The 24,862-nt window shown below is 59.5% G+C and carries 29 protein-coding genes; 15 read left to right on the top strand and 14 right to left on the bottom strand.

The genetic code is table 11. The features are described 5' to 3' along the window. The 4 genes from J0I79_RS10415 (at nucleotide 1) to J0I79_RS10400 (ending at nucleotide 2,646) form a co-directional block, all read left to right on the top strand. A complete protein-coding gene (locus J0I79_RS10415) occupies nucleotides 1-744 on the top strand; it encodes a TMEM165/GDT1 family protein (protein WP_127385841.1) in 744 nt (247 codons plus the stop codon). Then, on the top strand, nucleotides 741-944 hold the full coding sequence (locus J0I79_RS10410) for a hypothetical protein (protein ID WP_292857226.1): 204 nt from the start codon (nucleotides 741-743) through the stop codon (nucleotides 942-944). The genes J0I79_RS10415 and J0I79_RS10410 overlap by 4 nt, the downstream gene beginning before the upstream one ends. Continuing rightward, the gene (locus J0I79_RS10405; protein ID WP_292857223.1) at nucleotides 941-1,543 is read left to right on the top strand and encodes a cation transporter; all 603 of its coding nucleotides are present in this window, start codon (nucleotides 941-943) and stop codon (nucleotides 1,541-1,543) included. The genes J0I79_RS10410 and J0I79_RS10405 overlap by 4 nt, the downstream gene beginning before the upstream one ends. 230 nt (nucleotides 1,544-1,773) lie before the next feature. Beyond that, nucleotides 1,774-2,646 carry a protein-L-isoaspartate O-methyltransferase gene (locus tag J0I79_RS10400; RefSeq protein WP_292857220.1) on the top strand — a complete coding sequence of 291 codons (873 nt, stop codon included), beginning with the start codon at nucleotides 1,774-1,776 and terminating at the stop codon, nucleotides 2,644-2,646. A 77-nt stretch (nucleotides 2,647-2,723) separates the two neighbouring features. On the opposite strand, the gene J0I79_RS10395 is transcribed toward J0I79_RS10400, so the two are convergent. Continuing rightward, nucleotides 2,724-3,224 (bottom strand): DUF2127 domain-containing protein, encoded by a 501-nt coding sequence (locus J0I79_RS10395; RefSeq protein ID WP_292857217.1) that lies wholly within the window; start codon nucleotides 3,222-3,224, stop codon nucleotides 2,724-2,726. A 40-nt stretch (nucleotides 3,225-3,264) separates the two neighbouring features. Between J0I79_RS10395 and J0I79_RS10390 the strand changes: the two genes are divergently transcribed. Beyond that, a complete protein-coding gene (locus tag J0I79_RS10390; protein ID WP_292857214.1) occupies nucleotides 3,265-3,807 on the top strand; it encodes a phosphatase PAP2 family protein in 543 nt (180 codons plus the stop codon). Nucleotides 3,808-3,885: 78 nt separating this feature from the next. Here the strand turns inward: J0I79_RS10390 and J0I79_RS10385 are convergent, their stop codons facing one another. The 9 genes from J0I79_RS10385 to J0I79_RS10345 all read right to left on the bottom strand — a co-directional run bounded on the left by J0I79_RS10385 (nucleotide 3,886) and on the right by J0I79_RS10345 (nucleotide 12,316). After that, complete coding sequence (locus J0I79_RS10385; RefSeq protein ID WP_292857211.1) at nucleotides 3,886-4,140, bottom strand: DUF1344 domain-containing protein; 255 nt, start codon at nucleotides 4,138-4,140, stop codon at nucleotides 3,886-3,888. Between the two features lie 183 nt (nucleotides 4,141-4,323). Then, nucleotides 4,324-6,978: an FtsX-like permease family protein gene (locus J0I79_RS10380; protein ID WP_292857206.1), complete on the bottom strand. Its 2,655-nt coding sequence runs from the start codon at nucleotides 6,976-6,978 to the stop codon at nucleotides 4,324-4,326. Next, nucleotides 6,975-7,655 (bottom strand): ABC transporter ATP-binding protein, encoded by a 681-nt coding sequence (locus J0I79_RS10375; RefSeq protein WP_202356206.1) that lies wholly within the window; start codon nucleotides 7,653-7,655, stop codon nucleotides 6,975-6,977. The genes J0I79_RS10380 and J0I79_RS10375 overlap by 4 nt, the downstream gene beginning before the upstream one ends. Beyond that, the gene (locus J0I79_RS10370) at nucleotides 7,648-8,310 is read right to left on the bottom strand and encodes an ABC transporter ATP-binding protein (RefSeq protein WP_292857196.1); all 663 of its coding nucleotides are present in this window, start codon (nucleotides 8,308-8,310) and stop codon (nucleotides 7,648-7,650) included. The genes J0I79_RS10375 and J0I79_RS10370 overlap by 8 nt, the downstream gene beginning before the upstream one ends. 1 nt (nucleotide 8,311) lies before the next feature. Next, the gene (locus J0I79_RS10365) at nucleotides 8,312-8,911 is read right to left on the bottom strand and encodes a hypothetical protein (RefSeq protein ID WP_292857193.1); all 600 of its coding nucleotides are present in this window, start codon (nucleotides 8,909-8,911) and stop codon (nucleotides 8,312-8,314) included. A gap of 127 nt (nucleotides 8,912-9,038) precedes the next feature. Then, a complete protein-coding gene (locus tag J0I79_RS10360; RefSeq protein WP_292857190.1) occupies nucleotides 9,039-10,400 on the bottom strand; it encodes an ATP-binding protein in 1,362 nt (453 codons plus the stop codon). Further along, nucleotides 10,393-11,064, bottom strand: coding sequence for a winged helix-turn-helix domain-containing protein (locus tag J0I79_RS10355; protein WP_292857187.1), 672 nt, complete (start codon nucleotides 11,062-11,064; stop codon nucleotides 10,393-10,395). The genes J0I79_RS10360 and J0I79_RS10355 overlap by 8 nt, the downstream gene beginning before the upstream one ends. A gap of 157 nt (nucleotides 11,065-11,221) precedes the next feature. Continuing rightward, a complete protein-coding gene (locus tag J0I79_RS10350; protein ID WP_127385761.1) occupies nucleotides 11,222-12,016 on the bottom strand; it encodes a hypothetical protein in 795 nt (264 codons plus the stop codon). Nucleotides 12,017-12,058: 42 nt separating this feature from the next. Further along, entirely contained in the window at nucleotides 12,059-12,316 is a 258-nt protein-coding gene (locus tag J0I79_RS10345) for a hypothetical protein (RefSeq protein WP_127385762.1), read from the bottom strand. A 380-nt stretch (nucleotides 12,317-12,696) separates the two neighbouring features. On the opposite strand from J0I79_RS10345, the gene J0I79_RS10340 reads away from it, so the two are divergent. Beyond that, entirely contained in the window at nucleotides 12,697-13,110 is a 414-nt protein-coding gene (locus J0I79_RS10340; RefSeq protein WP_127388819.1) for a hypothetical protein, read from the top strand. A 94-nt stretch (nucleotides 13,111-13,204) separates the two neighbouring features. On the opposite strand, the gene J0I79_RS10335 is transcribed toward J0I79_RS10340, so the two are convergent. Then, complete coding sequence (locus J0I79_RS10335; RefSeq protein WP_292857177.1) at nucleotides 13,205-13,483, bottom strand: hypothetical protein; 279 nt, start codon at nucleotides 13,481-13,483, stop codon at nucleotides 13,205-13,207. Nucleotides 13,484-14,276: 793 nt separating this feature from the next. Here J0I79_RS10335 and J0I79_RS10330 point away from each other — a divergent pair. From J0I79_RS10330 to J0I79_RS10290, 9 genes are all read left to right on the top strand, one after another. Beyond that, nucleotides 14,277-15,248: a LysR family transcriptional regulator gene (locus tag J0I79_RS10330; protein ID WP_127385765.1), complete on the top strand. Its 972-nt coding sequence runs from the start codon at nucleotides 14,277-14,279 to the stop codon at nucleotides 15,246-15,248. Continuing rightward, the gene (locus tag J0I79_RS10325; RefSeq protein WP_292857170.1) at nucleotides 15,245-16,714 is read left to right on the top strand and encodes an NAD(P)/FAD-dependent oxidoreductase; all 1,470 of its coding nucleotides are present in this window, start codon (nucleotides 15,245-15,247) and stop codon (nucleotides 16,712-16,714) included. The genes J0I79_RS10330 and J0I79_RS10325 overlap by 4 nt, the downstream gene beginning before the upstream one ends. Then, nucleotides 16,714-17,193 carry a hypothetical protein gene (locus J0I79_RS10320; protein ID WP_292857167.1) on the top strand — a complete coding sequence of 160 codons (480 nt, stop codon included), beginning with the start codon at nucleotides 16,714-16,716 and terminating at the stop codon, nucleotides 17,191-17,193. The genes J0I79_RS10325 and J0I79_RS10320 overlap by 1 nt, the downstream gene beginning before the upstream one ends. Further along, the gene (locus J0I79_RS10315; RefSeq protein ID WP_292857164.1) at nucleotides 17,190-17,753 is read left to right on the top strand and encodes a peroxidase-related enzyme; all 564 of its coding nucleotides are present in this window, start codon (nucleotides 17,190-17,192) and stop codon (nucleotides 17,751-17,753) included. The genes J0I79_RS10320 and J0I79_RS10315 overlap by 4 nt, the downstream gene beginning before the upstream one ends. Before the next feature lie 57 nt (nucleotides 17,754-17,810). Continuing rightward, nucleotides 17,811-18,551, top strand: coding sequence for an amino acid ABC transporter ATP-binding protein (locus tag J0I79_RS10310; RefSeq protein ID WP_292857161.1), 741 nt, complete (start codon nucleotides 17,811-17,813; stop codon nucleotides 18,549-18,551). 25 nt (nucleotides 18,552-18,576) lie between these two features. Next, a complete protein-coding gene (locus J0I79_RS10305; RefSeq protein WP_292857324.1) occupies nucleotides 18,577-19,404 on the top strand; it encodes a transporter substrate-binding domain-containing protein in 828 nt (275 codons plus the stop codon). Between the two features lie 66 nt (nucleotides 19,405-19,470). After that, nucleotides 19,471-20,187, top strand: coding sequence for an amino acid ABC transporter permease (locus J0I79_RS10300; protein ID WP_292857158.1), 717 nt, complete (start codon nucleotides 19,471-19,473; stop codon nucleotides 20,185-20,187). A 20-nt stretch (nucleotides 20,188-20,207) separates the two neighbouring features. Continuing rightward, nucleotides 20,208-20,900: an ABC transporter permease subunit gene (locus tag J0I79_RS10295; protein WP_292857155.1), complete on the top strand. Its 693-nt coding sequence runs from the start codon at nucleotides 20,208-20,210 to the stop codon at nucleotides 20,898-20,900. A 259-nt stretch (nucleotides 20,901-21,159) separates the two neighbouring features. Next, nucleotides 21,160-22,230 carry an NAD/NADP octopine/nopaline dehydrogenase family protein gene (locus tag J0I79_RS10290; protein ID WP_292857152.1) on the top strand — a complete coding sequence of 357 codons (1,071 nt, stop codon included), beginning with the start codon at nucleotides 21,160-21,162 and terminating at the stop codon, nucleotides 22,228-22,230. Between the two features lie 224 nt (nucleotides 22,231-22,454). Here the strand turns inward: J0I79_RS10290 and J0I79_RS10285 are convergent, their stop codons facing one another. The 3 genes from J0I79_RS10285 to J0I79_RS10275 all read right to left on the bottom strand — a co-directional run bounded on the left by J0I79_RS10285 (nucleotide 22,455) and on the right by J0I79_RS10275 (nucleotide 24,740). Further along, entirely contained in the window at nucleotides 22,455-23,240 is a 786-nt protein-coding gene (locus J0I79_RS10285; protein WP_292857149.1) for an ABC transporter ATP-binding protein, read from the bottom strand. 1 nt (nucleotide 23,241) lies between these two features. Next, nucleotides 23,242-24,045 carry an ABC transporter permease gene (locus J0I79_RS10280; RefSeq protein WP_292857321.1) on the bottom strand — a complete coding sequence of 268 codons (804 nt, stop codon included), beginning with the start codon at nucleotides 24,043-24,045 and terminating at the stop codon, nucleotides 23,242-23,244. A gap of 122 nt (nucleotides 24,046-24,167) precedes the next feature. Further along, nucleotides 24,168-24,740, bottom strand: coding sequence for a histidinol dehydrogenase (locus J0I79_RS10275; protein ID WP_292857318.1), 573 nt, complete (start codon nucleotides 24,738-24,740; stop codon nucleotides 24,168-24,170). Nucleotides 24,741-24,862 lie beyond the last annotated feature (122 nt).

The following is a 24,862-nucleotide window of genomic DNA, read 5'->3' as shown; positions in this document are numbered from 1 at the left end:
ATGTCTTGGGCAACGATTGCACCGGCCGTTACCGCAGCTTTTCTCGCGTCCCTGGTGGAAGCGGTGGAAGCACTCACAATCGTGCTGGCGGTGGGCACCGTGCGGGGCTGGCGACCGGCCTTGACCGGCACCGGCGCCGGGCTGGCGCTTCTGGCACTGCTTGTTCTGGCGCTCGGGCCGCTGCTTGACCGGGTGCCGCTGCACGCGCTGCAGCTGGTCATCGGCGTATTGCTGCTGCTGTTCGGCCTGCGCTGGCTGCGCAAGGCGATCCTGCGCTCGGCCGGGGTGATCGCGCTGCATGATGAGACCAAGGCGTTCGCCAAGGAAGAAGCCAGCTTGCGGGCGGCCGAAGGCCAGCACGCCACACATGTGGACTGGCTCGCCGGCGTCACCGCATTCAAGGCTGTGGTGCTGGAAGGATTGGAAGTCGTTTTCATTGTTATCGCGGTGGGGGCGGGCAGGGGGCTTCTTTTCCCAGCCGCGCTCGGGGCGCTGGCCGCCTGCCTCGCTGTGGTGCTGCTCGGCGTCGTCATACACCGGCCACTCGCCCGCGTACCTGAAAATACCCTCAAGTTTGGCGTTGGCATCATGCTCTCGGCTTTCGGCGTGTTCTGGACCGGGGAGGGGCTCGGCGTCGACTGGCCGGGACAGGATCTCGCCATCGTCGTGTTTGTCGCGGTCTTTCTGCTGGCCGGCCTACTGGCCACCAGACTGTCGATACGACTCCGAGAGGTCAGGCCATGAACGTTGTGTCCCTGATTATGCGTGAACTGTTCGGCCTGTTCGTCGACGATGAATTTCTTGCGCTCGCCGTACTTGCAGTGGTGGCTCTTGCCGGACTTCTTGCTTGGCTCGCGGCGCCGCAACTCCTCGTCGGCGGACTTCTGTTGGGAGGCTGCGTAGCCGTCGTCATGTCGAGCGCTCTGAAAGCGAGCCGGAAGTGACACCGCAGCCTGTAACCACGGATGCGGCGCTGCGCCGCATCGTCCTCATCGTCGCTCTCCTTAACGTCGGCTATTTCGGTATCGAGTTTGTGGTGGCGCTGGCCATCGGCTCGGTGTCGCTGTTCGCCGACAGCGTCGACTTCCTTGAAGATGCCTCGGTGAACCTGCTGATCGTGTTGGCCCTCGGCTGGTCACTACGCTCGCGGGCGCGTCTGGGCATGGCGTTGGCGCTCATCCTGCTCGTACCCGGCCTGGCAACCCTCTGGACTGCCTGGGAGAAGTTCAACGTTCCGGTGCCGCCGCAGCCTCTCGCGCTGAGCCTCGCCGGGCTTGGCGCCCTCGCGGTCAACCTGTCCTGCGCCTATATGCTTGCTGCATACCGACACCACAGCGGCAGCCTGACCAAGGCGGCTTTCCTGTCGGCCCGCAACGACGCGTTGGCCAACATCGCCATTATCGCGGCTGGTCTGATCACGGCATTCCTATGGCGGACGGCTTGGCCGGACCTGTTGGTGGGGCTGGGGATTGCGGCAATGAACGCGGACGCGGCGCGGGAGGTCTGGATAGCGGCGCGGGAGGAGCATCGCGCCCTTTCATAGGCCTGCTCCCTCGCAAGGGCAGGCTGCGGAAGTTGTTTGAAAGGCAACTGCGAAGCCGGAGATGGGCTTTCGACCGAGTTTTTTCCTGATCGCCGTGATCGCGGAAAAACTCGTCAATCTTACCGTTTTGTATATTCCCGGCAATCCAGCCCAAAGCGACCCAAGTTAAGCTGTAGCTCTCGGCGGCCGCAACATCCTGAGGCCGTAGAGCTCTGGAAGGGTCAAACCCCATGGTGCTTAGCCGACGTGAATTGATGCTCTGCGGTGCCGGAGGGCTGGTCTCCGCGGCCTTCTCGGCCCGGGCCGAGGCCAAGGTCCAGGTGCCCCTGGCCGATGGCCCTCCGTTGACGAGCAAGGCGGATTACATTCAGTGGATGCAGAAGAACCGAGGCGAGACGGCCAATTTCCTTGGCCAACGCTGGGACCGATTTGAACAGCTGATTGCCCACAAAGACGTGTGGGACGATCGCAACAAGCGAGCCTACCTTTTGACGCCGCGCGAACGCTTCGTCACCAAGACGAACATCGCGCGCGCCTATGAATGGCACTATCTCGACATTGGTTATGGCGTGACCATTACCGGCCCGCACACCGTTGCCCGTATGACCAACTCCATCGACGTGCGCCATGGTGACAAGGTGCTGGAGATCGGCACCGGCTCTGGATACCAGTCCGCCTATCTCTCCTATCTCACCGACAAGGTCTATTCGATCGAGATCATCAAGCCACTCGCCGCCCGCACGCGCGGCATCTATGACGGGCTCATCGCCGACGGCTACACTGAATACGGGCACATCTCGACCCACACCGGCGACGGCTATTACGGCCTGAAGGAAGAGGCGCCGTTCGACAGGATCATCGTCACCTGCGGCATCGATCACATCCCGCCACCCCTTCTGCAGCAGCTGCGACCCAACGGCCTCATGGTCATTCCTGTCGGACCGCCCGGCGCCCAGCACGTGCTGAAGGTCACCAAGAAACAGGCTGCGGATGGCAGCATCGCGGTCGCGCGTTCGGACATCTATCAAGGCGGGACCCTGTCCTTCGTGCCCCTAACCAAGCTCGGCGAGTCGGGCATTGTTGGCACCCACAATGGCGGGTGACCAGACGGTGCCCGCACTGCCTGGACACATGAGCCGGGCCTTTTTCGACCAAGCCCTGCGCCAAGCACGCAAGCGGACTACTCTTGCCCCGCCTCGTTGCCAATGGCAGCCAATTTGTGAAGCCTAACGAGACGATATTCGTGCCAGATCAACACCATTACGAACAAATCGAAAATAGTGAGAATGACCAACCCCGCTGATCCCGTATAGCTGAAACGGTACATCTGATAGGCAATAAACAACCCTAGGACGATCAAGGAGGCCGGATATGCCCATAACTGGCTTTTCAACAAGGCGACAACGAGGGCAATTTTTACGATCCCGTGACTGAGAAGATAGAATGCGTAAAAATGCTGGGTGGTGACCGAGAAGTTGCTCGCCAGCATCATCAGGTGGCTGGCGATGAAATCATGGGGATCCTCAACCAGCTCGTCCTGTGTCAGGCTGTTGGCCAGGGAAACGATCGTGTCGGTGCTGACGAACGCCAGAACGATACCGCCTACGCATTCAATGAGCGCGTGTGCTCCCTTGAGCAGCAGGCTAACCTCGAAAATCTGATGGACGCGATGCTCGTTCATGGGTCTCTTGATCGGTAACAGACAACGATAAGGCAATTTCATGGACGTGGCGATTACGCAATGGATCAACGCGGCATCGGGAACCAACCCTGTGCTGGACAGGATGATGGTCGGGGTGACGACGTTTGGTGTTCCGCTTCTCATCGCCTGCGTAGCCCTTCAATGGTGGAGCAAGACGGACCGGGTGCATGTTCGCCATACGACGATCGTAGCGGGACTGTCGTTCTTGATCGGGCTTGGCGCCAACCAGATCATCCTGCTTTTTGTACACCGCATGCGCCCGTATGAGGCTGGAATCACCCACCTCATCATCCCTACGAGTGCCGACTGGTCGTTTCCTTCGGATCACGCGACGGCCGCCTTCGCGATCGTTGCCGCTTTCGCGTTTCAGGCCTTGCCCGGAAGAGCTCTCATCTTCGGCTTAATGGCGGTGCTGGTTGCCTGGTCCCGGGTTTACGTCGGAACCCACTATATGACGGACGTCCTTGGCGGAGCGCTCATGGGCATCTGCGCCGCTGGGCTGGTGTCCGTGCTCTACCGGGAAGGCAACAGGGTTGACCGGATTGCAACAGGCATCCTGTAAGCCGAATTCCCGACCCTGGGCGTCCGCCGCAAACAAAGGACCGGATCGGCACAGCCGACCCGGTCCGGTTGGCGAGGCCTACTTGGCTTGGTGAATGCTCGAAACCGACAGTTTGCCGGCCTTGGCAGTGTAGGTGACACTTACCTTCTCGCCGACTTTGAGTGTCTCGGCTTCAATGCCTTCCGGGAGGGTAAAGGTCTGCCCGTCGGACAACGTGATCGAGTCGCCATTCTTGTCGACGCTGGTGATCGTGCCGGTGGTTGCCTTGGCGAAGGCGCCGGTGGAAGTGGCGACGGCCAGCACCATTGCAGTAGCCATGATTGATTTCTTCATTTTCGATTCCTTGTAGGGGGTGTGTGCCGCAAGGGGCCTCGAGCCCGGCGCGGCAGCTAGGGCGATCCGGAGAAGCTTGGCTTCCGGATCATCTCTCTCACCTTGAGAGGATGGCATGAGCCTAGGCCTCAGAGTTTTCGGGGGAATGGCCGTGGCTTTACAATTAGGTAAGCCGGGGGGCTTTTAGATATCCCGCAAGTGCTCTGCGTCGTGCCCCGGCGAGGGCCTCGCGGACAGGACCGCGATGACGACCGATGCGATCACAAGACTGAGTACGATCGCCAGGTAGGTCCATGGAACCGAAAGCGCCTCGGGCGGAGGATCGAACACACCGGTCAGCAGTTTGACCAGCATCCAAGCGGTCATGAGACCCGATGCCAGACCGAACACGATGCCGCCGGCAACAACGAGGAGCCCCTCACTCCACAGGAATGCGGCCAATTGCCGGGGCTTGGCACCGACGGCACTGAGAATGGCGAAGTTCCGGCGCCTTTCAATGAATCCCAACGCCAGCATCAGCCCGGCCGCAGCTGCCGCCATGACCACAGAAAACCCGAGTTCGATCGTCGTCAATCCGCCGAGGTCGACTGCGGTGAGACTCGAACCGATGAGGTGCTTCGCCTGGCTGATATCGGAAACTTTCAATGACGGATCTTGCGCGACTGCCGACGAGACCTGCCGTGCTAGTGCGAGTGGATCGCCTTTTGCTCTCATCAACACGTATTCGGAGGCATTCGAACCTGTCATACGGGCGACATAAGCCGCGTTGGCGACGAGGAACGAATCCTTCGGCGCCGTCGGAAATTCGCGCGCCACACCGATGAATTTGAATGGAACTGGATGATACTGGTGGTCTCCCGCGCTCAAGAGCCGCAAATTGATCGTGTCGCCTTGCTGGAGCTGGAAGTCCTGGACCGTCTCCTCCGAAACGAGCACGCCGTCGGGTGTTGAAGCGAGCCGGTGCAAAATGGCGGCCGCACTGCCGCCGCTGAAATAAGCGTCGGATAGGTTTGTCGCGCGTTCGATGCGGAGAGGGTCGATGCCGTAGAGATCCTGCAGATCGGCTCCAACGTAGGCGAAGCGATGCTGCATGGGTTCGACCGCGGCAGCTTCTGGCGACGTCGCCAAGAGGCTCAGTTGTCTCCCTGCCGGCCTATCCGAAGTCCCGAACACAGTGACGTCGGAGCCATTGGTCAGTTCGGCATCGACGCGGGCCTGTGCGTTGTAAGTGGTGTTGAAGATGGCGGTTGACGTGGCGAATGATATCGCCAGCGCGGTCATCGCGATGCCGATGGTCAAGCGCCGCGGCTGTCTCGACAAGGCCGCCGACACGACGGAAGCCAGAGGCCCTGAGACTGGCCTCACGATACCGCGCAACATGACGCCGTTGCGCGAGATGATCGCAGCCGAAAGACGGATGGTGAGCAGGGCTATGCCGAGCCAGAACAGCGCCGGCGCGATGAACGCCTTGTAGTCGACCGCTGTCGCGGCGACGCCTTCAGGGGCGAGTACGATCTGATATCCGGTGCTCGCCGACTGCCAGAAGAACAGTCCGGCGGCGGCCAGCAGTATCAAGTCCAGCCACAGGCGCTGCCAAAGGGGCGTTCTCGTGCGGACGACAACGTGACGGGCAGAACTTACCGTGATCCAACGCGCGTCGCGCCAGGCCGGCCACAGAAAGGCAGTGAAGCCCAGTAACAGTCCCACGCCCACGACAAAAACCAGCATCGGAACGCTGACGGACGACGTTTCGAGCATACCGGGAACGAGAATGCCGAAGAGCACGGTGCCAGCAATACCGATCGCGGTGCCGCCAAGCGCTGCTATCGCAGCTTCGGTGGCTGACAAGGACATGATTGTGCCGGTGGTGGCGCCACGAACTCGGAGCAGGGCCTGTTCGATGCGCCGGCGTGCGGCACCTGACGATGTCACGGCAAAGGTGAGGACCACGGCCAGTGCGATACCGGGCAGGCCAAGAAACAGGAACAGGACGGAGGCGTAGAGCGCGTCCTGGCGGACGGCGTCAAGACGCGCACCGAGATTGTTGGCGACCAGGGCTTGACCCGCGACCTTCGCTTCAAAGTTCTTCTCCGCGCCAGTAACGAAATTGTATGCCGAGACCGGGTCGGGCGGCAGCGTGGTGTGATCAAGTCGCACATGCAACTGCAGCCTGGCGGTGTCAGGGCGCATTTTCTGCTGAGCTTCAAACAATTGCTGCCAGTCTTGCGGCGGCAGGATCAGCACGTTGTCCGGTGGGGCCAGGGGGGCTGCCTGGGGCGGCAAGCCCACCGCCTGGAACAGGGAATCCGCATCGGGCAGATCAATCACGCCGGCGACCTTGACGTTTGCCGAAGGCAGTCCGATTCGCTTGATCGAGATCATGTCGCCAGGACCGACGTGCAGGTTGGCCGCCGTTTGCTGGGCGATGAGCACGCCGTCGACGTTACCTGCAAGCGGCCGCACTTCCGCCGGGAAGTCCTTCAAATAGCCGCTGTCCAAGGCGATGACTTGCCCAGGTCCCGTGGTCTGCGTTGTCCCTCCAGTCTGCGCTTCAAAACCTGCGACATCGGCATAGCGGACGCGGTGGACAGTCTTCACGCCAGCTGCGTCACTTAAGGCCTTGCCGACAAGGTCGGGATCGGCTCCTGCGATCACCTGCACCTGCCAATCGATGGGAACGGCCGAGATGGCGCGGGCCGTCATGGAGTTTCCGGCATTGACGAGGAACAGGCCCACCACGGCAAGGAGCATCACTGCCAGGGCCACGCCGGCGGTCGAGCCGGCGACACGGAGAGAGCGGCGGGCGAGTATCCCACGGACCCAGAGGAAATACATCATGCCGCCTCGTTTCTGCGACGACCACAAACAAGCCGTCCATGGTCCATTGTCCAGCGCGTCGCCATCCGGGCGGCCACAGCCTCGTCATGGGTCGCGATGACGAGGGCCACGTCTGTGCCTTCCAATCCTTTGAGAAGGACGTCAAAGAAGAGTTGCGCCGTCACGCTGTCCAACTGTCCTGTCGGCTCGTCTGCCAGGATGAGTTTTGGCCCAATTACAAGCGCGCGGGCCATTGCCACCCGCTGTGCCTGTCCTCCTGACAACTCCTCCGGCAATTTGTCGGCTACCTCGGCAAGGCCAAAGGCCTCAAGTAGCGACATCGCCGTGGCGTTGTCCGTGGGGACTTTGCCGCCCAATATCAGCGGCAATTCGACATTCTGAACCGCTGTGAGCGCTGGAAACAAGCTAGGGGTCTGGAATACGAATCCGATGTGACGCGGCCTGAGTTCCTCGAACGAACCGAGGCCAGGCCATTCCACTGTGCCCGCTGTCTGCTTATCCAGTCCGCCAAGAATATGCAGCAGGGTGGACTTGCCGCTTCCGGAGGGGCCAACCAGGGCAATGCGCGCACCGCTGACGATCTCGCAGTCGACGTCGCTCAAGACCCTGACCAGGCCGGCGTTGCCGTCGTGGAAGTCTCGGCCGAGGCCTTTGCCAACAACGAGTGTTTCACTCACTGACGATCCTCCCGTCTTTAAGCCTGACGATCCGGTCGGCTCGGTGCGCCAGCGCTTCGCTGTGCGTCGCCAGCAGGGTTGCCAATCCCGCCTCGCGTCGCGCCTCGAAATGGCCAATGAGCCTGGATTCCGTCTCGCGATCGACTTCGGCGGTGGGTTCATCGGCAACCAGAATGGGAGGGTCGGCGGCCAAGGCCACGGCGAGGCCCGCACGCGCCGTTTCGCCACCGGACAGCTGGGTGGAAAATGCCGTTGCACGGTGCGACAAGCCGACCCCCTCCAGGAGGGCGGCTAGTCGCTTCTCGTCCGGTTTTCCGGCCAGGAGCATCTGGAAGCGAAGGTTCTGTTCGACGGTCAGATGTCCGTACAGGTTCCCAGACTGCAGGAGGATGCCGAAACTGGCGGCGCGGATGCGTGTGCGTTCAGCCTCCGATCGCCGGGTCAAACGCATCCCGGACACTTCCACATGGCCGCCATCAGGCTCGTCCAGCCCAGTTAGGCAGGATAGAAGCGTGGACTTGCCACTCCCCGACGGCCCGGTCAGTGCAACAATCTCGCCGGCGGAGAGCTCGAAACTGACGCCGCGCAGTGCGGCTGTCTCGTCATCCCCGATGTGGAAGAACCGGTAGAGCTCATGCGCTTCAAGGACAGGCATGTCACTTCCACGTAAACGAGTTGGACATCAGCTGCCATTGATCGACATTGTCCGCGCCCTTGGGCGCATAGAGTTCAAGCGTGACCAGCTTGCCATCCTTGAAATAGAGGTAGCGCTCGTTCTCGAGCCGGATTTGCTTGTTGGTGACGGCGTTGGGTTCTGAATTGGATGTGTAGACGATGCGGATGGCTGGACCTGCCGGCAGCTTGACCTCCTTGACCGCGGTGAGCTTTACGGCGCGTTCGGCCTTCTCCAGCTCCGGAACAGACGTTGCCTTGGCGCTCTCGACCGACGGCGCGGTGGCTGCCTTGGACGCAGAGACAACAACGCCGTCGAGCTTATCGATGAAGCTTGCGCCGTCGGCACGATCCGATCGCGCCCAACCCTCCGGCACCTTCATCGTAAAACCCTGTGAGGATGCGTAGTCGATGAAGACCTGGGAGTCCGGGATATCTCCGGGAGGGTTCTTTTCCGCCGGGACAGCCTTTTCAGCGGCCACGGCCTGGCCGGCGATAGCTGGAAAAAATGCCCCCATGGTTCCCAAGGCCACGGCGAGCGTCAAAGTAGGCAGAGTGCGGGTCGTTGAAGAAGTACGTGTCATAATTGTTGCGGCCTTTCCAATTGAACAGACAGTGCGTTCAATCTACCGCATCAAACTTACAGCGAGGTCGCCGCCCCTATACGGATCGGTAAGCTTCCCAAGGCGGCCTTCGTGACTGGACAGTTGATCAATCGGCTGCTGGAAAGCTCACGATAACTGCCAGGCCGGGCCCAGAGTCTTCAAGCGCTATGGTCGCGCCATGCAAGTCTGCTATTGCCCTCACAAGGCTTAGTCCGAGACCGCTCCCCGGCGTGGACCGGCTGGTGTCAAGTCGGTAAAGCCTCTGGAAAACCTTTTCGCGCTCTTCGGCGGGAATGCCTGGCCCGGTGTCGCGGACCGTTGCGAGGATGCGACCCGACCGCCGCGCTGTCGATAACCGGATGAGCGTGCCTTCGGGACAGTGCCTTAGGGCATTTTCCGCCAAGTTCGCGAACATTTGAGTTAGGAGCTCCCTATCTCCATGAATTGGGGCTCCCCCGACTTGTAGTGGCGCTGCCGACAGCGACTTGCCGTCATCCTCCGCAACGTCGGCGTAGACCTCAACAATAGCGTCAACAACGCTGTTGAGATCCAGGTCCGAAAACCGCGCCTTGCGTGCGCCAGCCTCAATCTGGGCGATACGAAGCAGTGCGTCGAACGTTTCATTGATCTCGAGGCCCTCGGCCCGTGCCTCGGCGAGCTCTTCGGTCACGGTCTGGCCCAGCTCGGCCTTTGCGATCGCTGTACCCAATATCATCTGCAGCCGGTTCAGTGGGGTTTTCAGGTCGTGCGCGATGTTGGCGCTCACCTGTTTCATACCGTCAACGAGGGCTGAAAGGCGATCAAGCGCGGCGTTAACCTGGCCGGAAACCATGTCGATGTCGTCCCCATTTCCGCTCAGCGGGATGCGGGCGCTGAGCCGGCCGTGTGACACGTCCACCATCGTCGCGGCAATCCCGTCCAGTCGACGTTGGACGCGGGATGCAAGCAGGGCACCTCCGATCACGGCGAGGCCTGTGACGATGAGTGTTCCCCAGCCAAAACTCATGAGGACGATTGTCTCCAACTCCTCGGTTTCGGACAGGCTGAAGGCTATTGTCAGGTTGTTTCCTCCGACCGAGCCTGAATAAGCCCGATACCGAGCGTCTGACGTTACCTCCGGCGTCTGAGTACTGACGATTGAAAATCCCTCGGGAAGGGCGGTCGCGACGAAGTTTCCGGCGAGATGCTTGCCGTTCGAGCCTGTGAGTGAATAAAGCTGTTCTTTCTTGGTGCTGATCTTGGAATGGCTGTCGACCGTGCCGATCAGATCATCCAGATCGTTTGCGCCGTAAGTTGCCGCGACGACAGAGTAGGTTTCCCGGATAGACTCATCGAGCCGGTCGGCCAAGTCGAGGCTCATCAGGCGATATACGATACCGCCGGAGACTATGAAGGCGAGGACGAACAGGAATGCAAACGTCAACGCAAGCCGAAAAGGCGTGCTGCGAAAAAGCCTGGAGTTAGGCATGCAGGCTGTAGCCGGTATGGCGGACCGTATGGATAAGCTGGGTTTCGAAAGGCTTGTCAATTTTGGTTCGCAGCCGACTGATATGCGTCTCGACCACGCTGGTTTTGGGGTCGAAATGGAAGTCCCAGACACGTTCAAGGAGCATGGTCCTTGTGATGACCCGCCCTTCGCCACGCAGAAGTACCTCAAGCAGGCCGAATTCCCGTGGCTGAAGGTCGATGGTCTGGCCACCGCGCGTAACACGGCGCATGATCAGGTCCATCTCGAGGTCGGCGACCCGCAAGGTGGTCTTCTGGTCTTGAGCCGCCGGCCGGCGACCCAGGGCGTTGACGCGGGCGAGTAGCTCGGAAAAGGCGAATGGCTTCACGAGATAATCGTCGCCGCCCGCTTCCAGTCCTTCGACGCGGTCGTCGAGGCCACCGACCGACGTCAGGAAAATAGCGGGCGTCCGCACACCGGCGGCGCGGGCTGCCTTGATCATCGACAGGCCGTCGAGGCCAGGAACCATCCTGTCGGCGACGATCACGTCGTAAGTACTGCTTGTTGCTGCAAACAGTGCGTCGTGTCCGTTGACCAAGATATCGCAGATGTGACCGGCCTCCGAGAGGCCGTTGGCGATATATTGTGCCGTTTTAGTATCGTCCTCTAAAAGAAGAATTCGCATTGTTAGTCCTCCCCTGTCCACATGAATATCAGGATAGTATATCGGCTGGCGGCACATCGCCAGCCGTTTGCGGTTGGACCACGATCTTGTTGCTCCTACCCTTTTCTGAGCCGTTACAGCTTTCATGTCGGAGCGAGATATTCACCAACCAAGTCGATTAATCTGTCTCGACCAAGCCTTCGCCGAGCGGCACATCGCGCCTCTTCATGCTCATGTAGAAGACAAGGGCGGCTATGCAGCCGAGGAAGATCACGCTGGTTAAGGTCGTGCCAAAACCCAAGCCACCATATTCAAGGGGTTGCGACAGCAAGTCGCCAAACGAGGCGCCCAATGGCCTTGTCAGGATATACGCAAGCCAGAAAGCAAGGATCCCATTCAGCTTGAAGACATAGTAGGCCAAGGCGATAACGGCGATCACGCCACCAAACAACAGGCCGGTCGTCAGATAGCCCATGTTGAAAGTTTCGGCGACCAGGTCTCCAGCGGCGGTTCCCAGCGAGAACGTAAAGAGGATTGCCAGCCAGTAGAAAACTTCACGTTTGGTCGTGTAGATGGTGTGGATCGACAGTGTCCTTTCGCTGGCGTACCAGACGGCAAATGTCGCAGCGAGAACGACGCTGAACGCCACCGTCGTCGTTTCCAAGCGGACGCCGAAATTGTCGACGAGATTGTCGGTAACCAGCGTACCCACGACGCTGATCAGCACAACAGCTAGCCAATAGGCCCAGGGAATGTAGCGCTTCTGCGCGAACTGGAAGACCAGGGCGACCAGCAGGACACCAGTCATGATCAGCGATGTCATCGTCAGCCCGAGGCCGAGGTTGACGGCGAGGTAGTCCGCCGCCGTTTCACCCATGGTCACGGCCATGAGTTTAATCAGCCAGAAGTCGACGGTGACGTCCGGTACACGGTTTGCGGCCCGTTGGACCGGTTGATAGGGTGAGAGCGGCATGATGGTGTCCTGTGATCGAGGCGTTGATTGTTGTCGGCTGGCCTACTTGCCCATGACTTTCATGGCCTGGGTGAAGAAGTCGTCCGCACGCTTGTCGTCGTCAGCATTGCACCGCTCGATGCCTTTGGTCTCGAGATCGGTAATCTTGGCCTTATCCGCGTCGCTCGTCTTTGCGGCGGCTTCGGTTGCGCGCAGCGTCTTGAGCATTTCCTCGCACGGCACATTGGCCGCGAACGCAGATGACATCGGGACGGCAACGGCAAGCGTGCCGAGGGCAAGGGCGAGGGTCAGATTCTTCATGCGTGATTTCCTTGTTCAGGGCCGGTCTGTCGGCCCATGGTTCAGCGTCCGTCAGCCAAAGCAGCCGACATCAGGATGATAGGGCGCTGACTTCACCTCAACCTGTCCAGCGAGTTACAGTTTTGTAATAAATCCGTCCGGGCCGGTCTAATGCAACATGTTGACTGCTGCGCCGGGAAAACACCTCGAGCCGATGTGTTCGCAATCCTGGTACGAGGTACACGGTCTAGTCGGAGAAAATCGAGCTTATTACTGCACCAAAATTACAAATCTGTAAGAAATTGGCCATTCAGTCGGAGGCCGTAAATGTTTATATTGCGCATTATTCGCGTTTGGCCGGCTGGCTTGGTCACTTTTGCCGCAGGATAGGGAGGACACGTATGGACAAGCCCTACAAAACGGCCTGCATATGTCTCATCACCATAGCGAGTGCCTTGGCGGTCTCGACCGGCGCTTCCTGGTCCGCGGAAATACCGCGACCGAAGCTGTGCTCGCCCTTGGTTGCGAAGGACTGCTATGTTGGCTACATAACGCCCACTGGCACCCTACTGGTTTTGCTTTCCTCGAAAGAAAATGATCCGCTGGTGAGTCTTGACGTACAGGTTTCCTCGGAGAGCCCGGATGCACCTTTCTCTCCGGTCGATTTTTCAAAGCAGATTGGCAACATCGTGATGCTCGACGCGGTAGGCGCCGATCGGATCTACTCAGCCCGGATTGTCTCTGTTGCCGACCCAATATTCACGGCCCTGTACATGGCCACCATTCTTAAAGTTCCACCAGGCGAGCAGCAGTAGGAACTTGAGGCGAACAATTTGGCGCGCTCGAAGTTTCCCTTCGTTCGCTGCCGATGCGATTGGTGACTGGGTCGCCTCACCTTCAACATCAGACCTAGAAAGCCGGATCACTGGACGCTGACAGCCACCTACTCAGCGTCTTGGTCAGAAGAGCGTTGCCGGTGTTGAGGCCGTTGTTTTGGAGGATGCCGGCCAACCACGGATAGGGCAGGCCCGACAGGTTGGGATCCTTGGCCGCGACGTTGCCGGCGAAGGATTGAGGATTGGCCCAGGACTTGGGCACTTCTCGGCCGGCACCTTCGTTGACCTTCATGCCGGTGGTGCTGGTGCCGGTCGGCGGGAAGGCGTGGCTTTGCGGGATCAGTGAATTCAACCTTGTCGAAGGCGGAAACTAAATGCTCTCATAGAGAGCCGGGAGCCTAAAGGCGAAGGTCGGTCAAAAAATCCCCGCATCGTGCGTACCGAAGATCGCGTCCCGGACTTTGGTGGCGCTGGACGAAACCTTCCGGGGAAGGGTAGGGTCAGCCTAGGTGAACCCTATTTCCAGAGCGGCACTGCAACACTCTCATTTGAGGATTTTCTCGATGTGGAACATAATTAGCAGGCTTCGGATATCGAGCCGTACTTGGGAAACAATTCTTCAGGGAATGAGAAGTCCGAGAGGGACGGTATATTACCGCAGTATCTGGCGGTGATATACTGGGAGTAACGCCCGACCAATTTCGTCGCAGCCGATATTTCAAATCCTATTATGGACGGATCGGCATTTCCGATCAGATTTCCGTTGTTTTCCCCATCGGCAAAAATGTGCCCACGTTTCTCCCCTATATTGCCCATTGGTCGATTTCCGAGGCACCGCTTGCCATCGACGCGGTCAGTGTCGATCACAGATAGGCTTGTCGCCGCGTGTGTACCGATTACGGCGTTTCGCTGACCAGCGCCCCGACGAAACCGGGATATGCGGCGAGAACCCAATTGCGCTTGCTAACCAGGCGCTCGGCGACCCGGCCTTGATGGATCCGCCACGATCTCGATGCCGGATACGAATGACACGGTCATCACAGCCACGCTGAAAACACATGCCCCTTGAATAATTGTTTCGGCTTGACACATGTCAAAAATGGATGAGATGATGCGATTCATACAGAATATGCATGTAGGCGAAGATGGAAACTCGAGATCTTCAGACCTTCCTTGCGGTTGCTGCCAATGGCAGCATTACCAAGGCGGCCGATATGCTCGGGCGTTCCCAGCCCGCGGTGACACGCACCATTCAGGACCTCGAGGCCGAACTCGGCTTCGAATTGCTGCACCGGGTCGGTCGACGGGTGCAACTGTCTGAAGAGGGCGTCGCCTTCGAGGAGGAAGCGCGGCGCTTGCTGATGTCCTTCACTGAACTCGCAGCGCGGGCCAAGATGATCGCCGCCGGCAGGGGACGGATTCTGCAGATTGTCACCACCTCTGCGATCGGTACTGGCCTGATCCCGACGGCCATGGCTGAGCTCAAGGGTGTCGAGCTTCCGCACGAGACGCATCTCGGGCAGTTTCTTCCCTCGATCGTCGCCCAGGAAGTGCGCAGCGGACGTGCCGAGATCGGGTTTTCAAGCCTGCCGCTCGATACGCCCGGCTTGGATGTCCTGCGGCTCTATTCGGCGCCTGATGTTGCCGCCGTGCGGGAGGACGATCCGCTGGCTGAACTTGATGTCATACCGCTATCGGCCTTTGCCGGTCGCCGCGTCGCCACGCTGCTCAATCCGCTGCGTTTTCAGTTGCATGTCGCCAAGGCACTGGCTGCCCAGGGCATCGACACCGGACCCGTGATCCGGACCAATACTGCCTACGGCGCGCTGCAGATCGTGCGCCATACTGGTGTCGCGGCCGTTATCGATCCCCTCACGGCCTACGGCGTGGCCCTGCCTGGGGTCGCCATCCGCCCGATCGACGTAACCGTTCTCTTTTATTGGGGCGTTGTGTCCGCCGAAAAACGTCCCCTTCGCCCAGTCGCGCAGGCGTTGGTGGATGCGGTCGAGGCGGTGGCTGAACGGTCGATCGTCGGCTTCAAGAAACTCGATCCGGCCATGGCTGGCCAATTGGTGACCGATCCTGCCTCCGGCACAAATCACGGAACGGGAATATGACGCATACCCCCACCGCGCCAACGTCGACAGGTCTTGCTGCACTCGAAGCACGGCTTGCGCAGGATCTCGACTTTCTCGAACTGCCCGCCAAGTCCTGGGTCCCCAAGCGTATGCATGAGGGCGCCCCGGTCCGTGATGTCGTTGTCATCGGTGCTGGCATGTGCGGACTTGCTGCCACGGCAAAGCTGGTGCTGACCGGGATAACCAATGTCGTCGCCTATGATGTGGCTCCGGCTGGGCTCGAGGGGCCGTGGGTAACGTTTGCCCGCATGCAAACACTCCGGTCACCGAAGACCCTCAACGGTCCGTCACTTGGCCTGCCGCAGCTGACGTTCCGCGCCTGGTTCACTGCGCAGTGGGGTGTCGAGGCCTGGCAGTGGCTGGATAAGATTCCCAAAGGGCAGTGGATGGATTACCTGATCTGGTACCGCAAGGTGCTCGGTCTGCCGGTACGCAATAACGTACGCATGACTGGCATCGCGCCCGTTGGTGATCTGATTGCGATCGATCTTGAAGGTGCCGAAACCGGTCGGGTTCTGACCCGTCGCCTGGTTCTGGCCACAGGCCGGTCTGGTCTCGGCGGTTTTGCCGTGCCAGATTTCCTGAGGGGTATCGACCACGCCTATTGGGCCCATTCCGCCGACGACATCGATTTCGGTGCGCTGAAAGGCAGGCGCGTGGCGGTCATCGGCGCTGGTGCCTCGTCCATGGACAATGCTGCAACCGCACTCGAGGCGGGCGCCGGCTCTGTCGACATGCTGATCCGGCGCAAGGAGATGCCGCGCATCAACAAGCTGACCGGCATCGGCAGCCCGGGTGTTGTACTCGGCATGCATCAATTGCCCGATGCCTGGAAGTGGAAGTTCTTCGAATACACCGCCTCGACCCAGACGCCGCCGCCGCGTTCTTCGACGCTTCGGGTGTCTCGTCATGCGAATGCGCGGTTCTTTCTCGACTGTGGCATCATCGCGGTAAAGCAAGATGCGGAAGGCCTTCTGGTCGAAACCACACAAGGGCCGATGCGCTACGATTTCATGATCGCGGCAACCGGCTTTTCGAACGATTTCGGCGACCGCCCGGAATTCGCAGCACTCGCGCCATACATCCGTACCTGGTCGGACGGTCGCTATACGCCGGACATGGGGCCAGCTCGGGCAGGCATGTCGGACGCGCCGGATCTCGGCCCTGCCTTTGAATTCCGAGAACGGGTTCCAGGCTCTTGCCCGATGCTGGCGCATATCCACTGCTTCAACGACGCGGCCATGCTGACCCACGGCAAGGTCTCCGGCGATATCCCGGCCATCAGTGCCGGCGCCGACCGTCTGGTCCGCGGCATCGCCACATCGCTGTTTGCCGAGGATGTCGAAACGCACTTCGCAAATCTGATCGCCTACGACACCCCCGAGCTCCAGGGCGACGAATGGGTCGATTCAACACCCTTACTGCATAAGGAGGCCGCGTTGTGATGGACGCAATGGACAAGGCCGCCGGTCTTTCACCGGATGATGCCCTTTTCGCCGCACGGCGGTTTCGGCCCGAATTCGTGCAAGGGGCGGAAGAATGTCGCGTCTCCGTGTTGCAGCCGGCAAACGATCAGGGGCTGGCGCCGAATTTAAGGGTTGCCCTGGCCCGTCGCATGGCCGCCCTGAATGGCGATCCGGTGCTGATGGCCGAATATGATGTGCAACTGGCTCAGCTTGGTCCGACTGAGGAGCTTCTGGCGCTGGCCCAGGGTGAAACGGATTTCAATGAACCCCTGGCGACCATCGTCCGTCATGTTGACCTGATCACCATGACGCCGAAAAAGGCGGAAGCGGGCCATATCGCCCTGCTTGCCAAGGCCGGATTGAACAATCCCCAGATCGTCGCGCTCTCCGAGCTGATTGCCTTTGTCAACTTCCAGACACGGGTGGCGGCCGGCTTGCGCCTGATGAGGTCGACATGATTTCCTCGGTTCGTCTGAAGCCATTGAATTGGCATCCCTACATCGCGCCGGTCGAGCTATCCGAAGCCACGCCGGAACAGCTTGAAGCGATGAAGGTCACGCCATCGGCCAAGAAAGTTTCGGAATATGTGCGCACCCTTGCGCACGACCCAGAAAGCTATCTGGCTCGCACCATCTTGTTCAACGCAATCATGTATGTCGAAGGCGGGCTTGCCCGTCCCGACCGCGAACTTGGTGCATTGGGCGCCTCAATCGTCAATGGCTGCAAATTCTGTGCCGTAGTTCACGCCCGCAGGCATGCAGAGCTGACCAAGAGCGACCAAGTGGTCACCGCGCTGTATCTCGACAAACCTGAAGTGCTCGGCCCACGCGATGCGGCAATCTACAGCTTTGCCCGCCGCCTGTCGGCGGCACCGTCGGAAGCGACGGCAGACGATATCGCCGCGCTTCGATCAGTCGGCATGGATGACCGCGAGATCATCGACCTGATCCATGCCATCTCGATCTTCGGCTGGGCAAACCGGCTGATGCACGTTCTCGGCCATGCGGAGAGCGGGTGATGATGTCGCATGCGGTCAAGGCACTCCGTCTAACTCTCTGAAGGACACCAACCAGAAATGCTTGAACTCAAAGATGTAAAGCTGTCCTACGGAAACACGCAGGTCCTGAACGGCGTCAATCTCTCGGTAAAGCGAGGTGACGTTGTGTCAATCATCGGCCCCAGCGGCACCGGCAAGACCACCCTGCTGAAATGCATCAACTACCTGGTTAAACCGGCATCTGGGACCATCGTGTTCGATCAGATTCGGATGGATTACCAGCGCGCCGACAAGGCAGCTATCCAGGCGATCCGGCTCCGGACGGCGATGGTCTTTCAGCAATTCAACGTCTTCAAGAACATGACCGTCCTTCAAAACGTCATGGATCCGCTGGTCGTCGTGCAGCGCAAATCCACGGACGAGGCGCGTGAAATCGCGCTTAGGGAGCTAGAACGAGTTGGCCTCTCCGACAAGCGGGACAGCTATCCCTCCCAGCTATCAGGAGGACAGCTCCAACGGACTGGCATCGCACGAGCGCTAGCGGTTCGGCCGGATGTGATGCTCTTCGACGAACCGACGTCATCGCTTGACCCTGAACTGGTCGGTGAAGTTCTGAAGGTGATCAAAGACGTCACGTCGTCCGGGATCACTTCGCTGCTTGTGACCCACGAGATGCAATTCGCAAGGAACATCTCAAGCCGGATCGTCTTCATGGATCGTGGCGTGGTTGCCGCCGATGGCAGTCCGGCTGAGATCTTCGATGCGCCTTCCAGCCCACGACTTGCTCAATTCCTGCAGTCTGAACTTGCTTTTCAATAAACTCAACAAGAAGGGAACCTACGAAATGTCTGCAATCAAATCCAGTTTCTCCCGTCGCCACGCTCTCGCCGTCGTCGGCGGCATCGCACTTGCCCTTGCGACAGCAGGGATCAGTTACGGTCAGACCGTTCGGACCATCAAGATCGCGACGTCCGCCGAATCCAAGCCGCTGGCGTGGGGCGCGCTCGGCGTCGAGCCGCAAGGCTATGAACCCGATCTCCTGAGGGCGATCAACGCGAAGTTGCCGCAGTACAAGTTCGAAATGGAAGGTGTCTCTGATATCGCGCAGGAAACCGGCCTGGCCACGGGCAAGTACGACATCGCGGTCGGCGGCTACTACAAGTCGCCCGAGCGCGCCAAGCAGTTCTTCATTCCGGAAAACCCCATGGGTGCCAGCCTGATGAAGATCTACAGCAAGAAGGGCAGCGGCATCAATGAAATGAAAGACCTGGTCGGCAAGAGGATCGTCCCGCTCAATGCCGGCGGCGGGACCTACAAGTTCGTCATGAACTGGCAGAAGGAGAATCCGCAATACAAGCTTGACGTGACGGCCTCGAGCGCCGGCATCCCGTACCCGAACCGGCTGGATGAGGTTCAGAACGGCAAGTTCGACGCGCTGGTCCTGCCATCGAACCTGGGTGAGCAGACCGTGATCGAGGAGAAGAAGCTCGACATCGTGGCGTCCGATCCGGTTTTTAGCAACAACACCTACATGCTGATTCATCAGTCGGACGAAAACAAGGTTCTGTCCGACGATGTGAGCAAGGTCCTCAAGGAATTGAAAGACGACGGCACGATCGAAAAGCTCTCGCAGAAGTGGTTCGGCGAGGGCATCGTCCAGTACATGAAATAAGACGACGTCTGCAATCATACTGGTTAGTCAGCGGCAAGGCTTAATTGCAAGAAGGAGTGCTTCAAAGTGGATGTTTCTGCTATGATCCCTGAGTTGCTCTCGGCGTTGCCGCTGACGCTCGCCATTACGTTTACGGCCATTGTCGTCGGGTTCTGTTTGGCGCTCGTGGCATCGACTCTGCGAATCCGCAGGGTGCCAGTGATCAGCAACCTGGTCGACCTTTACGTGTCGTACGCACGCAGTGTTCCCGTGGTGCTGCAACTGTTCGTCGCGTTCTACGGGCTTCCCCTTCTGGTGGCGCTGTTCGGCGCCGCCGATTTCTTCTCGCCAAACGTCGCCGCCATGGTGGGGCTCAGCCTCTATCACGGCGGCTACCTGTCCGAAGTCATGCGGCCTGCATATCTGGCGGTCGATCGCGGCCAGCACGATGCGGCCGACAGCCTGGGCTATACCTTCAGGCAAAAGATATTCCGCATCGTCGGCCCGCAAGCCATCCATATCGGCCTGCCGGGATACGGAAACTCCATCATCTACCTGATTCATAACGTCGCGCTGGTCATGTATATCGGGGCTGCGGACGTGATGGCGACCGCGCACCTGATCATGGAGCGGGACTACAACCAGTACCAGTTCGAGACGTATCTCGTGCTGGCGGTCATCTATGCGCTGATGTGCCTGATCGCGTGGCTCATCATTCGCTTTTTCGAGCTTCGCTCGCCCATGCAGGCGCCAGAGGCGACGGCCACAACTCAGATCAAGCACGCGCTCATCTCGAACGCCTGACCTAACGAAGGTATTCAACCATGTTCGATACCGATATTTTGCTCCAGGACACGCGGGAAATTCTGGGCGCCGTACCTATAACGCTTGGAATGGCGCTCTTGATCTTCCCCCTTTCCGTCATACTCGGCAGCCTGTTTGCCCTTGTTGAATACAGACGTGTCCCTGTGCTTCGAGAGCTTATCATGGTCTACAAGATCATCCTGAAGGGTGTCCCGATGGTGATCGTGATTTTCCTGTCCTATTTCGGTCTGCCCCCGGCATTCCAGTTCCTGTTCTCGTTGCTCGGGATCAGCTTCAACGCCCACGAAACACCCAACTGGGTCATCCTTGTTGTTGCGGTGACAGGCTGTATCGCCGCGTTCCAATCGGAGATTATCAAGGGAGCCCTGAACGCCTTTGACACCGGTCAGTCGGACGCAGCCCATTCGCTGGGCTATACAAGCGGCCAACTGTTCCGGCGGATTCTATTTCCCCAAGTGGTCCTCACCGCAATTCCCGACCTCACAACCTCAATGATGGTCATCATGAAGGCGCTTTCTCTCGGATTCGCCATCGAGGTTGTCGATATCTTCGCCCAGTCCCAGCTGACAGCCGCGTTGAACTACTATTACCTCGAAGCCTTCGTGATTGCCGTCGTGATCTACATGGTGATTGCCTATATCGTCACCCAAATTGCAGACAGGCTGGAGCGAGCGCTGAGGGTGCGGACGTAAGTCGTAGCCTCCTCGCAGCTCCCTTGAGCGGAATTCGTTCAGCGCAATCGCAGTCTCGCACAGAACCGGGGATACCTCACGGCATCGGGACAGGCGGCGGTGAGGTTGCTCCGGCCGTTACCCGACGCCGGCTAGCCAGAGTCATCTCGAAGAGCAATCGGGCGGCACATCAGGCGATCAACGACGCGGCTGCAATTTTGGCACGGGTTGAGGGCCGCGACAGTCTCGGCGCCTCAATGATTGCAACAGGAGCTTTACTATGCGGGTGAGTATTCTGGGCGCCGGAGCGATTGCTTACGGCCTTGCCGCCTATTTGGCGGAAGCGGGACACGACCCCATGCTTTGGTCGCCGTCCGGAGAGCGCACCAAGGCGCTGGCCGCCGGCGAATTGCTGAAGGCCACGGGGGCTATCGAGGCAACGGTACCGGTTCGCATCGCCAAGGATTGTAAAGATGCCATTGCCAATGCGGACGTCGTCATGATCGCGCTGCCGGCTAACGGCCACAAGATGGTGATGGATGCTGCCACTCCTTATCTGAGCGAGGGTTTGCCGGTTATCATCAGCTCTCACAGTTCCTTCGGAGCGCTGTATCTCTCCAAGCACCTGTCGGAGCGCAAAGTCAGCCTGCCGATCATCGTCTGGGGCACAACGCTCGTAAGCGGCCGCCAGCGCGGACCGACTGATGTCGATGTTGCCAGCGTTCGCCAGAAACTTGATGTTGCGACGCTGCCTTTCAATGCGCTGGACCAAGGGTTCGCGCTTTGCACGGCCTTGTTCGGCGATCGTTTCGTTAAGCGCGACGGTCTGCTTGCGATCGCGCTTAGCAACCTCAATCCGCAGAACCATCTGGGAATTGCCCTTCTCAATCTCACACGCATGGAGAAGGCCGAGCAATGGAGCCAAGGGGGAAACGTCACCCCGGCCGTTGGCCGCGTTATCGAGGCTCTCGACGCCGAACGATTGGCGATCGCTGCCCGTTTTGGCATAGCCGTGCGCACCGTCGAAGAGCATTTTTCATTGTCGTTCCACGTCGCCAAGGGCACCGTTTCTGAAATGAACCAGGAGATGGATCGCCAAGGGCGTGGCGGCTTTGGCCCGACAACTATCGAAAGCCGCTATATTCTCGAGGATGTTCCGTTCGGACTGCTACCGACCGTATTTCTGGGGAAGATCAGCGGAAATCGGGCGATCCTCCACGAGTCTGGAATTTCCATATTGTCGGCGGCCTACGGTCGCGACCTCAAGGGAGACAATGATATTCTTCCTGCGCTCGGCATCGAGGGAATGCCAAAAGCAGATCTCGAAAACTTATGCCGTAAGGGATTTTGACAACTCTTCACAGTGGGTTGCAGCATAAGACATTACACCCGATAAGCCGCCGGCGGTGCCCGCCGGTCGGCTCAGATTTGTTGAATGGCCGCGCTGACGTCGAATTTGCCGACGCTGATAGGACCCTGCCGGAGTTCAAGTCGTTCCAGAAGGATTGGGTAACCCTGCACTCGCAGTTTCTGATCATGCAATGATCGCAACTGTCGCTGATCGAACAAGAACGTTCACTCGAACTCGGCGCGGCGGGTCTCTTCGCGAATGGATTTCAGCACTTGCGCCTGAAGTTCCAGGACGTCGCGGTCATGCTGGATGCCGGTCGGTCTTGGCCTGACGGCAGGCACCGCAATGCACTCCTTGATGCGCCCCGGATTGAGGCCCATAACGAAGATCCGGTCGGACAGATAGACAGCCTCCTCGACATCGTGGGTGACGAAGATCACGGTCAGGCGATGCTCCTGCCAGATCTGCATCAACAGCTCCTGCATCTGGCCACGGGTCAGCGCATCCAGCGCACCGAAGGGTTCGTCCATCAGAAGCATTTTCGGCCGGTAGGACAAAGCGCGCGCAATGGCGACGCGCTGCTTCATGCCGCCGGAAAGCTGGCTCGGAAAGCTGTCGGCAAAGCGCGAAAGCTTCACCAGGTCGAGATGCTGGCGCGCCACCTCGGGGATGTCCTTGGCGTCATGTCCGGTCTCGCGCAGCGCGAACTCGACATTCTGCAGCGCCGTCAGCCATGGCAGCAACGTGTAGGACTGGAAGACGACGCCACGGTCGCGGCCCGGTCCGTTGATCGAGCTGCCGTCGATCAGCATCTCGCCTTGCTCGTAGTCCTGCAGGCCGGCGATGATCGACAGCAGCGTGCTCTTGCCGCAGCCCGATGCGCCGACCAGCGAAACGAACTCGTTGTCGCCGACTTCGAGGTTGATGTCGTCGAGCACCTTGATCGTCGAACGGCCGTTGGTGAACGATTTTTGCAGATGCGAGATCTTAAGCTTGGGATGCGCCTGCATGTCAGGACTTCCTCTCATATTTGAAGAAATGCCGACCCAGGAATCGCATGATCTGGTCCGTCGTAAGGCCCAGTATGCCGAGCACCAGTATGTAGCCGATTGCCATGTCGGTTTGAAGGTAGCGCTGGGCAACCGTGATCCGGTAGCCAAGCCCGGAATTGGCGGCGACCAGTTCGGCCAGCGTAACCCAGGTCCAGGCCCAGCCCAGCGAGATGCGCAGCGTGTCCCAGATCTGCGGCATCGCCGAGGGCACGACAATGCGCATCAGCACGCGCAAATCGCTCATCCCCAGTGTCCGTCCGAAGCCGATGAAGTCTGTGGGAACGCGCTTGATGTTGTCCTTGAACATCAGCGCCTGCTGGAAATAGGTGCCGATCCAGATGATCAGAAATTTCTGGATGTCGCCGGTGCCGCTCCACAGGATGGTCAGCGGCACGAACGCCACGACCGGCATGTAGCGGACGAAATCGAGGAACGGCTCGATCGCCGCCTCCCAGAAGCGGTAGGCGCCGATCAGGATCGCCGTCGCAAGCGCCATCACCGAGGCAATGAAGAAGCCGATCATGATGCGGTAGACACTGTTGCCGACATCGCTGGCCAGCGTTCCGTCCATTGCCAGCTTTGTAAGCTTGGCGACGACGGCAAGGGGCGAGGGCAGGAAGATGGGCTTGGTCATGCCTAGCCCGGTCGCCAGGAACCATGCCGCGATGAAGAGCAGGAAGGCGCAGACGGCGATCAAGAGATAGGTCGGGCCCGAGATCTCCGCCGCCATGCTCAGCAACGGCTTGCGCTGGGGGCGTTGCATGGTTTGCTTCGGGGCCGCTGTGTCGGTCTGTATGGTCATTGTGATCTCGCTAGAGCAATTCCAGGAAAAGTGTGAAACGGTTTTCCGTCCGGAATTGCGTCAAAACAAAGAGTTACAGCAGTTCACCGTGAAATGGTGAACTGCTCTAACGGGTCGGTGAAAGGTCTGCTGTTCGACAGGATGCGGTCGCGGATTTCCGAAACCGAATTCGCGTGCGCCATGAACCCTTCATAGCGGGCGAAGGTGCGAGCGGCGGGCGCCAGCCTTTGATAGGCCGCCTGGGACAGGTAGGCGATCGAGGAGCGCTTCATGAAATCGAAGACGGAGAGCGGCGATGCCGTGTTGGCCCGGCCGCCGGTCGGCAGGACGTGGCTCGGCCCCAGCACGAAGTTTGCGATCGGAATTGCCGAATGCGGGCCGAGCAGGATTTCGCCGGCGTTCCTGATCCTCGGCAGCAATTCGAAAGCGGATGTCGACAGCACGGCCATATGCTCGGCCGCATAATCGTTGATGAAGTCGAACGCCGCTTCGATCGAAGGCGCCAGCACGATGCCGCCATTCCTGCCGTTGAGCACGGTGCGCGAAAAATCCGCGCGATACTCGCCCATCGCCTCCCAGAATTCCGGTACCGCGGCGGCGATGGCCTCCGCCAGCGTCCGGTCGGTGGTGGGGTCGGAACAAGAACTGCTGAAAATCGTACGCTAAGGTCGAACCGATCATGAATATCATGCGACACGCTTTAGCCCTACCGGAAGGCGCAGTGTCCTAAAGCCTTCCGCCAGATGCTGCTCGCTGTCCCAAGTGTAGATGCCGGTCA

It is taken from the genome of Mesorhizobium sp., assembly GCF_017306585.1.
Lineage (GTDB): Bacteria > Pseudomonadota > Alphaproteobacteria > Rhizobiales > Rhizobiaceae > Mesorhizobium.
Note: the sequence above shows the minus strand (reverse complement) of the source record. Positions and strands in the feature narration are given on the sequence as shown.